Annotated in this window: 10 protein-coding genes; 1 reads left to right on the forward strand and 9 read right to left on the reverse strand. The window is 68.9% G+C overall.

The features are described from left to right. Positions 1 to 14: 14 nt before the first annotated feature. On the reverse strand, positions 15 to 1,100 hold the full coding sequence (locus ITJ57_RS13745) for an NAD(P)-dependent oxidoreductase (RefSeq protein WP_194670665.1): 1,086 nt from the start codon (positions 1,098 to 1,100) through the stop codon (positions 15 to 17). Beyond that, positions 1,097 to 2,365 carry an acyltransferase gene (locus ITJ57_RS13750; RefSeq protein ID WP_194670666.1) on the reverse strand — a complete coding sequence of 423 codons (1,269 nt, stop codon included), beginning with the start codon at positions 2,363 to 2,365 and terminating at the stop codon, positions 1,097 to 1,099. The genes ITJ57_RS13745 and ITJ57_RS13750 overlap by 4 nt, the downstream gene beginning before the upstream one ends. Positions 2,366 to 2,573: 208 nt before the next feature. Here ITJ57_RS13750 and ITJ57_RS13755 point away from each other — a divergent pair, with 208 nt between their 5' ends. Then, positions 2,574 to 4,235: a DUF2142 domain-containing protein gene (locus ITJ57_RS13755; RefSeq protein WP_194670667.1), complete on the forward strand. Its 1,662-nt coding sequence runs from the start codon at positions 2,574 to 2,576 to the stop codon at positions 4,233 to 4,235. 23 nt (positions 4,236 to 4,258) lie between these two features. Here the strand turns inward: ITJ57_RS13755 and ITJ57_RS13760 are convergent, their stop codons facing one another. The 7 genes from ITJ57_RS13760 to ITJ57_RS13790 form a co-directional block, all read right to left on the reverse strand. Continuing rightward, positions 4,259 to 5,614: a hypothetical protein gene (locus ITJ57_RS13760; protein ID WP_194670668.1), complete on the reverse strand. Its 1,356-nt coding sequence runs from the start codon at positions 5,612 to 5,614 to the stop codon at positions 4,259 to 4,261. A 132-nt stretch (positions 5,615 to 5,746) separates the two neighbouring features. Next, complete coding sequence (locus tag ITJ57_RS13765; RefSeq protein WP_194670669.1) at positions 5,747 to 7,939, reverse strand: hypothetical protein; 2,193 nt, start codon at positions 7,937 to 7,939, stop codon at positions 5,747 to 5,749. Continuing rightward, a complete protein-coding gene (locus tag ITJ57_RS13770) occupies positions 7,936 to 8,409 on the reverse strand; it encodes a hypothetical protein (protein WP_056781652.1) in 474 nt (157 codons plus the stop codon). Before ITJ57_RS13770 ends, ITJ57_RS13765 begins: the two co-directional genes overlap by 4 nt. Positions 8,410 to 8,504: 95 nt before the next feature. After that, positions 8,505 to 9,440 carry an NAD-dependent epimerase/dehydratase family protein gene (locus ITJ57_RS13775; protein ID WP_194670670.1) on the reverse strand — a complete coding sequence of 312 codons (936 nt, stop codon included), beginning with the start codon at positions 9,438 to 9,440 and terminating at the stop codon, positions 8,505 to 8,507. After that, complete coding sequence (locus ITJ57_RS13780) at positions 9,433 to 10,668, reverse strand: glycosyltransferase family 1 protein (protein ID WP_194670671.1); 1,236 nt, start codon at positions 10,666 to 10,668, stop codon at positions 9,433 to 9,435. Before ITJ57_RS13780 ends, ITJ57_RS13775 begins: the two co-directional genes overlap by 8 nt. A gap of 16 nt (positions 10,669 to 10,684) precedes the next feature. After that, positions 10,685 to 12,220, reverse strand: a complete 1,536-nt coding sequence (locus ITJ57_RS13785; RefSeq protein WP_194670672.1) for a glycosyltransferase — start codon at positions 12,218 to 12,220, stop codon at positions 10,685 to 10,687. Positions 12,221 to 12,224: 4 nt separating this feature from the next. After that, on the reverse strand, positions 12,225 to 12,485 hold the full coding sequence (locus tag ITJ57_RS13790; protein WP_194670673.1) for a hypothetical protein: 261 nt from the start codon (positions 12,483 to 12,485) through the stop codon (positions 12,225 to 12,227). Between the last annotated feature and the right edge of the window lie 55 nt (positions 12,486 to 12,540).

A 12,540-nucleotide genomic window follows, 5' to 3' on the forward strand; every position in this document is an offset into this window, starting at 1 on the left:
CCTCGGGCAAGCCGTTATCCCCGGACGTCGGAGCCACGCTCGGCGGCGATCCACTCCTGGAGGGCGGCCACACCGCGCGTGACGTCCCACGCGGGAGCCCAGTCGAGGCCCGCGAGCGAGTCCTCGATGCTGCACTCCGCGTGTCGGACGTCGCCGTCGCGGTACATGCCGTTGACCACCGGGGCCGGTGCACCGTGGTACGCCGCGATCGCCTGCGCGAGTTCGAGGATGGTGGTGCCGACGCCGGAGCCGATGTCGAACCGGGACACGTCGGCGGAGGGGCCAGCGGTGATGACCGCACGGAACGACTCGGCGATGTCGTCGATGAACACGAAGTCGCGGACGATCCGGCCGTCCTCGTACACCTGGATCGTGCCGCCGTCCATCGCCAGCTGTGAGAACAACGACACGATGCCCGTGTAGGAGTTGATGAGCGACTGCCCCGGACCGTAGACGTTCTGCAGCCGGAGGATGGTGAGCTTCGCGTCGTGCGCGGCGGTCCACGCGGCGAGGATGTGCTCCTGCGCGAGCTTGGTCGCGCCGTAGACGCTCGTCGGGGCCGGCATGGTGACCGCGGCGCGGCTGGGCAGCGGGGACGCCTCAGGGAAGTCCCACTCGCCACGCTCGAACTGCGCGTGCGTCCGCTGGCCGGGCTCGAAGACCGTGCCGTCCGCCCGCTGCCACTGGCCTTCGCCGTACACGGCGCGGCTGGAGGACAGGACGAAGTGGGCCGGCACCTGCCCGGCACGCCCGAGGGCGTCGAGCATCTCGGTGGTTCCGACGACGTTCGCGTGGGCGTGGCTCGTGGCCGCGTGGAGCGACTGCGCCGTGCCGGTCTCGGCGGCGAGGTGCACGATCACGTCGGGGGCGACGTCCGCGAGCAGCGCGTCCCAGGCGGCGGCGTCGGTGACGTCGCCGACGACGAGCTCCGCCGCCTCGTGGAGGTCGGCCGGGCGCTCGGCGCTCGGGTGGACCTGCGGGTGGAGCTTGTCGATGACGACCCAGCGGTCGGCGGCCGCAGCCAGCTTGTGCGAGAGCGCGCAGCCGATGAAGCCGGCGCCTCCCGTCACCAGGACGGTTCCGAGGGTTGAAGCAGTCACGACGTGGTGTCCTTAGCTGTAGGCGATTCGACATTCGATGGTACTGGACGACCCGGGTCGGGCTCGACGGCCGCCGACCCGCCTCGTGGGGCGAGCCAACCGATCCCCCGACCGGGACCCCAGTCCTTCAGGGCCATGGCCCGCTTCTCGATCCCGTGCCAGCTCAACCAGGCGCATCCGGCGGTGACGAGGATGGTGAGGCCGACCCACGGCCAGTACCCGAGCGTGTTCCACCCGAGGAACGCCGTGAACTGCTGCACGAGGAAGCCGTAGACGTACATCCCGTAGGAGTAGTCGTTCTTGGCGCCGATCCACTGCACCCGCTTCGGGAGTCGAGCAGCGAGCCAGAGGACGAAGTAGGCGAACGCGGGATACCCGATCTGGACCCAACCGACCGTCAGCAGCGTCACGACGACCAAGACGCCGGCGGCGACGCCGAGCAGGTCGTTGAGGGGTATCCGCTTGGAGTAGACGGCGAGCGACGCCCCGATGAGGAACACGAGCGTCAGCTTGATCTTGTTCGGATCCGCGAGCGCGGGGGCGACGATCCCGACGAGCTGCGGTGCCAGGCTGTTGACGATCGACAGGACCCAGAACGCAGCGGCGAGCGCCGGCACGACCCACCTCCGGTGTCGGAGCACGCCGAGGACGAGGAGCGCGGCGACGAGCAGGTAGCAGCCCCATTCGAGCGCGAGCGTCCACAGCGACCCGTTGAAGACGCTGTATCCGACCGTCCGGCCGTAGGGGGTCGTCGTCTGGAAGACGTCGTACACGCCCCACTGGCGGATGCTGAGATCGGCGTTCTGGAAGATGTACATGATCGGACCCGAGCCGATGTAGTCGCGGAGGCCGTTGCCGGACATCCGCCACGCGATGGGTCCGACGATCAGGGCGCCGACGCAGAGGACCGCCCAGAACGCGGGGAAGATCCGCAGGGCCCGACGCCAGAGGAACTGCAGGATGTCCGCCGAGGCACCGCTCTTCGCGATGAGGTAGCCGCTGATCGCGAAGAAGCCGATGACCGCGAACCCGCCGATGGTCTCCTGCCCGTTGGTCCAGCCCTTCGACGGGTCCTCTCCCCATCCGCCGGTGGGGAACGCGTGGGAGAAGATGACCATCGACGCGAGGATCAGGCGGAGGACGCCCAGGGCGTTCCGATGCCCGTTCAGCCCTTCCGAGAGGGAGACGCGGCCGCCGCGCAGGAAGCCACGGCGGTCGCTGCGGCGCCCCGGCTGATCGAACGGGACGTTCGTCGTCGAAGTCATGCCATCCATTCGGTCGGAGCCGCCCGGGCGGGCGCGGGCGCACGATCCGCGGCCTGCAGGCCAGAATACCCCGGCCGCCCTCCTGCTGCGGCGAACGACGGCCCGTCGTCAGCAGGTCCGGGCGGCGCCCCCGGTAGGATTGCGAGCGGTCTCGACTCGGCCCGATGAGTCGCAGCATGCTCACACGCCACCGATAGGAACGACCGCAATGGCCCCGACCTTCCAGGCCCCGACCGATCTCGAGTCGACCGAGACCTCGTGGCAACGTCGGCGCTGGCTGACCTTCCTCGTCGCCTTCGTCGCCCTCCTGCTGCCGATGGCGCTGTGGGCTCTGGCCTCCCCCATCGGCTCGGTTCCGGACGAGCCCTCGCACGCCATCCGCGCCGCCGCGGTCGCCAGGGGCGAGGTCGTCGCCGTCCCGTGGTCGAAGAACCCGACCCTCACCGCTGCGACGGTGCCCGAGAACATCGCCAACGCCCACGACCTCCTGTGCTTCGCGTTCGACGCCGAGGTGACCGCGGACTGCCAGACCCCGCTCCGGGACACCGATCAGACCCTCGTGCAGACCGGGTCGTCCGCCGGCCTCAACAGTCCCGCCTTCTACGCCCTCGTGGGGTGGCCGTCGCTGTTCCTCGACGGCGACGCCGCGTTCTACGGCATGCGGATGGTGAGCGCCCTGCTCTGTGCGGCCTCGCTCGCCGTCATGTTCATGCAGCTGACCCTGCTCCCCCGCTTCCGGTGGGCGGTCGTCGGCGCGGTCGTCGGTATCACGCCGATGGTCGTGTACCTCGCCGGATCGATCAATCCGAACGGTCTCGAGGTGGCGTCGGCCGGCGCCCTCTTCGCCACGCTACTCGCCACCTTCCGGGGATCGCTGCGTGGGCGTCGACTGGTGGAGCAGGCGGGACTCGCCCTGGTCGCCGCCTCGGCACTCCTGACGACGCGGAGCATCTCCCTGCTCTGGCTGTTGGTGATCGCCGTGGTCGCCCTGCTGCTCGGTCGGCGCGAACAGGTGCTCCGGGTCCTCCGGTCTCCGACCGCCTGGGTGCTCATCGTGGCCATCGCCCTCGTCGGCGGCGTGACGGTCCTCTGGTACCTCACCCCGCCGACGCTCGCTGCACCGTCACCGGCCAGCGCCGTGAGCCCCGTCAGCCTGGCGTTCGTGTTCTTCTTCACCGAACTGCAGACGTTCGACTTCATGTTCGGGATGATCGGCTTCTTCGGGTGGGTCGACACGAGCTCACCGTCGCTCACCCTGGCCGCCTGGACGACGGGGATCGTCCTCATCCTCGCGGTCGCCTTCCTCTGGGGACGACGCAGCACGAAGTGGGCCCTGTGGGTCCTCCTCGCGGTGACCGTGCTCATCCCCGGTCTGACCCAGCTGGGCGTCTACGCCCAGTACGGGTTCATCTGGCAGGGCCGGTACACGCTCGCGATGCTGCTCTGCCTGCTCATCGTGGCCGGCCTCGCCCTCGACGACGCCGGCCTCGGGGCGGACGGACGCGTCCGTCACTTCGTGACCGGCGGATACGCCTTCCTCTTCATCGGGCACCTGTTGGCGTTCGTGATGGTGCTTCGGCGCTACATCGTCGGCGCGAACGGCAGCCTGTCGGAGATGTTCTTCAACGACGGGTGGGAGCCACCGTTCGGGTGGAAGTCGCTCGCCCTCATCTACGCGATCGGGTCCGCGCTCACCGTGCTGGTCCTGCGGCGGCTGTTCATCCGCTCCGCCGGGGCGGACATCTCCCGCGACGACCTCCTCGTCACCCCCGCCGAACGGCAGGAGACGGCGGAGATCGAACGGCTCGACGGTCTCGATCGCGCGCGACGCGGCCTCGCCCGGCCGTCACGCCTCGACCCACCCCGCTGATCGTCCACGCCCGGCGAGGCGGGTCACTGTGGGATCGTGAGGACCAGGCAGTAGCAGAGGACGGCGACCACCAGGAACGGGATCCGGAGCGCACGACGCTCCGCGAACAACAGCCCGGCACAGGCGAGCGCGAACGGCAGGAGCGACAGGCCGTAGCGCGGCACGAGCGCGATGTACTGGCCGGTCAGCACCGCTGACACCACGGCGAGGACCGGTGCGGATACCGTCGCGACGAGGATGGTCGACGCGGCGAGGTTGCTCTCCATCGAGAGCCCCCGCGACGAGCCCCAGAGGCCGATCAACCCACCGGAGACCAGGAGCGTCAGCACCCCGACCGGGATGATCGCCCCTCCCCCGGTGGAGGCCGGGTCGAGCGCGCCCTCGGCGAGGGCCGGGATGAAGCGGAACAGTTCGTCAGCCAGGGCCGAGGGCGTGAAGCTCGCCGACGCGACGAGAGCCCCGGCGTCCCCGACCGCGATCGCGGATCGGACGACCATCCAGGCGAGCTGCGCGACGACAGCCGCGAGGACACCGCCGACGGTGATGAGCACCAGACGGTCTTTGAAGAAGGTGGCCAGGGGTCGCGGACGGCCGCGCACGGCGCTCAGGCGCTGCAACATGAAGAACACGGCGACGGCCGCGAACGGCAGCAGGAGCTGCAGCTTCAACAGCGCGGCGACGACGGTGACCCCGGCGAGCCACCAGACCGCGCTCCGATGCTCCGAGGCACGGAGCGCCAGCAGCAGGGCGACGGCACCCGCCGCCATGGCCGGCGCATCGGTGCTGATGAAGGTGTTGGACCAGAACGCCGCGGAGGAGCCCACCATGAGGAGCGACAGCGAGGCGCTCAACATCATCGGGATCAGGAGCCGGCGGAGCGCGAAGAACAGCGCCACGGCCGCGAGGGCCAACCAGAACATCCCGGTGAGCCGTGCCGCGCTCACCAGGTCCACCCCCGCCATCACGAACGGCTGCGCGAGCACCCTGGTGATGGCGAAATAGGCCGGAGTGTAGATGTCCGCGCTCGTGATGCCGCGGTTGGGGAACCCGTTCGGGTCGGCGATGCTCTGCGGATTGCAGTGCGTCTCGGGCCAGCCGCCGACGTTCCGGACGTTGTGACAGGCGAGATAGGCGCGGGCGAACTCGCTGACCCCCTCACCGGTCCGGACGACACCCTGTGAGGACACCTTGGCCACGTAGTCGATGTACATGTACTCGTCGATCGGCGAGACCGCGATGTGCTTCGGGACGTGGACGCCGACGAGCACCGCGCTCGCGACCATGAGGAGGACGGCGACGGCGCGCTCCCAGAACCGGGTGTCGCGACGACGGAACAGCCGCGTTGCGCCGCCCGATCCCCCCTGCGTGTCGGTCTGCACGGACAGCCTCCCCCTCGATGTGCCAGGTCGTGGATCCCGCACCGGGCCCCTGGCAGGCGGATCCGGCGCGTCAGCAGCACGACGGCCTCGCCACCGCGATCATCTCGCGGCGGCGAGGCCGCGCACTCGCTCTCAGTAGGATACGGTCTTGCAGCCCAGTGAGGTGTTCGCCCCGACGTTGGACCATGCCGTGCCGATGGCGATCGCACACACCTGGTAGGTGCCCTTCTGGTCGAGCGTGATCTGTTCGGCGAAGCCGTGGTTGGCACCGGCCCAGGGGTAGGCACGCGCGACGTCGTTGCGCGTCTCGTCGGCGACGAAGGGGAAGCCCTTGACCGTCGCGTCAGGCCGCGTCACGTAGAAGTGGACCTGGATCGGCGTGCCCGCGAGGTCACGGTCCACCGCCCAGCCCGACACGGAGAGCGTCGCCTTGCCGTCAGTCGTCGGGGTCACCGTGGCCGAGTCGAACGCCCCGGTCGGTGGCGTGGTCCCGAAGGTCACCGTCTGGCAGGGGAACGGCGTGTTCAGTCCGACGCTCAGGGGCGAGACGGCGATCCCGTAGACGCAGACCGTGTAGGTGCCCGTCGCCTTGACCGGGAACGACTCCCGGAAGCCGTGCGCACCCGAGATGCCGAAGGCGCGGTTCACGTCGTCGCGAGCCTTGTCCGCCTTCCGCGAGTACCCCGTGGTCACCCCGCTCGGATCCGTGATGTAGACGTGTGCGCCGATGGATGCGGCGGGCGAGCCGGCGTCGTAGGTCCATCCGCTCACGGAGATGGCCGGAGCCGTCGGCGTCTGATCGGCGACGATCGCATCGACCTGGCCGTTCGGGAACGCCTTCACGTAGTTCGCCGACTGGCATTCGAGCAGGCGGTTCGCACCGATGTTCTTCCAGTACGACGGAATGGCGTAGGAGCACACCTGGTAGACGCCGGGCGTCGTGACCGGGATCGACAACTCGAATCCGTGGTTGGCACCGGCACCCGGGAAGGTGGCCCCGATGTCCGGACGGGGCTTGTTCGCCACGAGGGACGTCCCCACGACCTTGCCGCCCGGCTGCGTCACGTACACGTGGACCTGCGAGGAGACCGATGAGGCGTCGGGATCGAGCGCCCAACCGCGGACCTTGATCGCGGTCGAGCTTCCGGACCCGGTCGTGACGAACTCGTCCACCTTGCCCAGCGGCGGGTTCTGCGAGACCACCGTCGTCTGGCACTGCAGGAGACGGTTGTTGCCCGACAGCCCGATGCCGTAGACACAGGCCTGATAGGTGCCGCCCTGGGTGACCTCGATGTTGGTCGAGAAGCCGTGCGCGTTGCCGGCACCCGGGTAGGCGCCACCGACATCAGGCCGCGACTGACTCGCGACCAACGGGGTGCCCTTGACGCTGCCGTCAGGGTAGGTCACGTACACGTGCGCCTCGATCGAGCTGGACGACCGGTTCGAGTCGAGCGTCCAGCCGCGGACCGACAGCGTGGCCGACTTCGCACCGACCGACGCCGTGAACTGGTCGACGGAACCGATGGGGTTCGGGACGTCGGTCGGCGATCCGAACCAGTCCGAATACATCCGCCAGAAGTTGCGGTTGCCGTAGGCGCCGCATCCGTCGCCGGTCCCGTACAGGTTCGCGAGAGCGGAGGCGTTGGGCTGGTACGGCGTGTAGTTGTACAGTCCGGCGGTCGCCGCGTTCTGGATGTAGACCTGGCTGCTGCCGCACGCGGCGTTGGGGTTGAACCGCACGGTGTTCACCCGGCCGGGGACGTGGTTCCACCGGGTGGGGTTGGCCTGGTAGTTCTTGAATTGGAGGGCCGCGGCGTAGACCTGGTTGAAGAAGCCGTAGTAGGTCGAGTCGCAGTCGGCGGTGTCCGGGCACCCGTACCCGGTCGCGCTCCGGTACTGGCGCGCACTGGGCCAGTCGTCCGTGATGATCCCCTGCTCCTTCTCGAGCAGGACGATCATGGCCTTCTGGCTGAACCCGCAGGCCTGACCGACCTTGGCGATGATCTGCGCCGCCGATTCGTTCGCAGCACCGATGTACGCGGCACAGCGTCCGCTGACGGCAGCCCGCGTCGGCGTGGCCTGTCGGTAGTCCTTCAGGCAGGTGTACCCGGAACGACACGTCGGGACGGCGCTGTTCAGGAACGACTGCACCTCCCCCGCGGACATCGACGCACCGTCGTAGAACAGCCCGTCGGAGATGATGTTGCCGGGGTTGAAGTTCCGGGCGTCGGCCGCGCTCGCCGGTCCGGCGGTGGGGATCACCGTGAACAGCCCCGCCAGGAGCGCGATGACCGCGATCATGACGGCTGGGAATCGACGTCTCATGGGATCTCCAATGGGGAGCTGGCGGAGGCGAGCTCCGAGATGGTGGCTGAGGTGTAGCTGACCGAGGCGCTCCACGGACCGGAGGTGAACTGGTCGATGGGCACCTGGACGGTGCCGCAGCTGGTGGTCGCGCGATCGGCGAGTCCTTCGGCTTCAGCGGTGACGACCGCGTCCCCCGCGGTGAAGGTGAACGTGCAGGTTCCGCCGTTCTCGATGACGCCGGCGACGTAGGCCGACGCGGACACCGCCGCACCGTCGGCGTCGACGGTGGCGAACACGAGGACGGCCTCCGGGGGGATGGGCGTCGGGTCCTCGCCCTTGGCGGTGGACTCGTTGCCGGGTGCCAGGGTCGAGGTCGTGGGCGACGGTGACGACGTCCCCGTGGTGGGTCCCGTGCATCCGACGAGCGCGGATGAGACGATCAGGAGTATCCCGACGTATTGCCAGGTCGGCCTCGTACGGTCGCTCATTGACCTGTGTCCTCTCAGCGGGTGGTTGTACCCCGAATCAGGGTAGCGGGCCCAGCGGCCGGTCTCGGACAATCGTTACCAGATCGGCGCGTCCGTCATCGCGCGGCGTCGCGCTCCTCGAGGATGCCGTTCCAGGTCGCCCGGACGCCGTCGTCGAGGGATTCGAAGCCGGGACGCCCGAATTCGGCCGCGTACCGCCCGATGTCGAGGACCACACGATCGACGAAGGTCACGGGCACCGGGCGTACCTGTTCTTCGAAATCCACCCCCGTCACCCGACGGAGGGAGGCCAGCACCTCGCTGACCGTCAGCCCGCGTCCGCTCCCGAGGTTGTAGACCTCGTGCTCGTGCCGGCGGCCGACCATACGCGTGATCATGCGGACGACATCGTTCACGAAGATGTAGTCGCGGACCATCGAGCCGTCCCCGAACCGGACGACGGGCTCCCCGACGGCGATCTGTCGCAGCGCGATCGGGATGAGGCCCTGCTTCTTGTTGTGGTGCTGCCGCGTGCCGTACGGGTTCGAGATGCGGAGCGCCGTCGAGCGGAGGCCGCGGACCGCCTGGAAGTAGCGCAGGTAGTTCTCGATCGTCAGTTTGCCGATGGCGTACGGCGACACCGGCAGCGTCGGGTCGGTCTCGACGTACTCGGCTCGGTCCTGGGCCCCGTAGATCGCTCCGCCCGTGGAGGCGAAGTAGAAGTGACCGACGCCGGCCGCGGCACAGCTCTCGAGCATCTCGACCGTCTGGGCGACGTTCGTCCGGATGTCGAGCGTCGGGTCGTTCTGCGCCGTCGCCGGGGTCGTCGTCGACAGGAAGTGGAACACGAGGTCCATACCGGCGACCGCCGCGTCGAGGTCGGACCGGCTGAGGAACTCACCGCGGACGATCTCCACGCCGTCGGTGTCGAAACTGGGCTCGCGTGAGCTGAACCGGTCGAACGCACGGACCCGGTGTCCGTCGGCCTTGAGTGCGTCGACCAGGTGCGAACCGATGAACCCGTTCGCACCGATGACGAGGGCGTCAGCCACGCATCGCCCGTTCGAACGCCTCGACGAACTGTCGTCCGCTGTCGTCCCAGCTCGTGTGCTCCAGGGAGTCGGCCATCGCGATCGAGCGTTCGACGGCGTCCTGCCGCGAGACCACCTCGACGAGGCGCTTGGCGATCGCACCGGGTGCGGGCTGCACGTACTCGATGAAGGGGTTGTCCGAGACGAGCCGGTTGTTCGGCGCGTCGTTCACCACCGGCGCCACGCCACTCGCGATGAGTTCGAGCGGGAGCAGCGACATGTTGGAGAGGGAGAGGACGAGCCCGGCGGCGCAGCGGTTGTAGATCGGGTTCAGCTCGGAGATCGACAGCCCGGAGAGGTTCTTGTACTCGAACGGGATGTCCCAGTCCGAGACGTCCCAGCCGGCCATGTTGATCGTGTAGTCCGGTCGCTGCCTGGCGAACTCGCCGAGGGCGATGACTCCCAGTTCGAACGCACGGCGCGGGGTGACCGGGCGGGCGTAGAAGAAGATCTCCTTCCGCGGTGCGCGGTTCGTCAGGCTGTAGTGCGTCCGGTCCACCGAGAAGTCGAAGTGATCGGTGGGCATGCCGTACTCGTCGTGCAGCTTCTTCGAGAGCCAGCCACCGGCGGTGATGCCGTGGAAGCCGAAGTGGTAGGTGTTCTCGGCCAGGATGGCCTCCGAACCGGACGGGTAGAAGGCCGGTTCGAAGTCCTGGACGAAGTAGAAGCGACGGGCCCGCGAGCGGTCGCGGAACACCGGGTAGGCGGTCTCCCAACCCGTCGCGAAGATGGCGTCGACGTCGTCGGCCACCCCGCGCTCGTCGAGGTTGTGCACCCGAGCCCGCACATTGGGGTACGCCGGCGACTCGCGGAGCAGCTGCTTGAGGTCGGATTCCTTGACGATCACACCGAGGCTGTTGTAGATGTACACGCTGCACGTGTGTCCGGCGCGCTCGGCGTAGTCGATGAAGCGGAACAGGTTCTGGTGACCACCGCTCGTCGCGCTCGGCGGCGACATCACCCAGGCGATGTGCGACTTCCGGTCGCGGACGACGACCGGGTCCGACAGCTGCGGGCCGGGCTCGGTCCAGTCGACGGCGAGAGCGTCCTCGAGCTTGACCGGGAGGATGAGCTTCTTCCCCGCGAACCTCGACTTGATGTTCAGTTCGACGCGCTTCCAGAAGAAGCGGGGACCTTCGTGCTTCAGGACGGACAGGGCGTTCCTGAAGGTGGTGATGACTGATCTCATATCGGCGGACCGACCTCTATTCCGGGAATGGCCAGTATTGCGGCTGGTGGAGTCGGTGGCGCCAACGCCGTCCGAGGGTCTCGAGCTCGTAGGCGCGGACGCGGGCATCGCGGGTCTTCGACTCGAAGTGGTACAGCTCGGCTCGTGGCGTCCAGTAGGCCTGGTACCCGAGCTCCGCCACCTTGAGGCAGAAGTCGACGTCGTTGAACGCGCCGGGCAGCAACGTGGTCATGCCGCCGACCTCGAGATACACGGATCGCGGGAACAGGGAGCAGGCGGCGGTCACGCCACCGACCTCGCGCTCGACCTGGAACGCGTGCTGCGATCCGGCCGACCCGCGCGGGACCTGCAGGCCGATATGCGTCGGGCTACCCATCCAGTAGTGGTGCCCACCGTGCTGGATGGTGTCGTCCTCGTAGTAGAGCATGCAGCCGGCCATGCCTGCGCCCGGGAGCTGCGCGAGGCGCAGCAGGGACTCGATCCAGTCGGGGGTGATGACCTCGACGTCGTCGTTCAGCATGAGGACGTACTCGCCGACGGCGCTCAGCACGCCGCGGTTCGCCTTGGCCGCGAAGTTGAACGGCAGGTCGAAGTCGACGACGACGAGGCGGTCGCCGAGCAGTGCGCGGGCCTCGTCGATGACGGCGGGCTCGGGGTCGGTGTCGACGACGAGGACGACCTCGAGGTTCTGGTACGTCGTCCGTTCCACGAGGCCGCGAAGGGCGTGCAGGAGGTAGCTGTGGGGTTCGTCGCCGGCCAGCAGCGGCGCGCTGTAGCGCGCCTGGGTGGGGATGACGACGGACACGAGTGGCTCGCCGTGGAGGGGACGCACGGTGGTGTGGACGCCGTCCGCGGCGACCGCCCGCACCTCTCCACCGCCGGTGGCGGCGAGGTGACGCTCGAGGACCGCCCGGACGTGACCGAGCTGCGCTTCCGCGAACGCGCCGATGTCGCGGCGCGACGGTGCGTGGAACAGCACGCGTGGCACGTGGAGCGTGACGGCACCGGCCTGGACGCACCGCAGCGCGGCGTCGTAGAGCTCGACGCCGTCCACGTCGTGGGACAGCCCGCCGATCTCGGCGAGGGTGTCGCGGCGGAACAGCAGCAGGTCGCCGTAGTAGAACTGGCAGCGCAACCGCTCCGGTGCCGGCCCCTGCTTGGAGACCACCTCGATCCCGCCGTCGGGACGGACGGCGGACTCGTCGGAGTAGACCACCGCGGCGTCGGGTGCGAGCGCGAGCCAGTCGACGAGGGTCTGGATCGTCTTCTCGTCCGGCACGCCGACGTCCGGCAGCACGGACACGAAGCGGCCGCTAGCAGAGGCGACCCCGGTCTCGATCAGCCGGCTGACCGGCGCGGACGCCGCAGCGTCGGCACGGACGATCGACCGGTGATCGGGGACGGTCCCGACAGGAGCCACGAGCACGAGTTCCCAGTCGGTCTGACCGGTCAACGAGGCGAGCAGGTCCTGGACGCGCGCACCGTCGGGACGGATGGCGAGGAAGGAGACGAGCGGAGCACCGGTCGTCCCGGAAGCGGAGGGGATGGCCATCGGGTCAGGCGCGTCCGCGCTTCAGCACGCGGAGCGGTGCCAGCACGGCGCGGCCCGCCTTCCAGGTGCGCGTCGAGTGGACCGCGGCGAGCTGCTGACGCAGCCCCTGCATCTCGCGCTCGAGGACGTCGAAGTCGTCCTTCGTCGGCGAGAAGTAGATCGATGCTCGGGCGAGTTCGGCCTCGAGCCCGATCACCCGGTCGACGAGTGCGAGCACTCGTTCCTCGCCTGCCAGTTCGGCCGCCGTCGGGCGTTTCGTCGTCATGGTCATTCCCTCGTTCGATTCCGTCGGGCGGGTTAACCCGACGAGTCTAACATCG

Source organism: Plantibacter sp. VKM Ac-2880 (assembly GCF_015351235.1).
Taxonomy (GTDB): domain Bacteria; phylum Actinomycetota; class Actinomycetes; order Actinomycetales; family Microbacteriaceae; genus Plantibacter.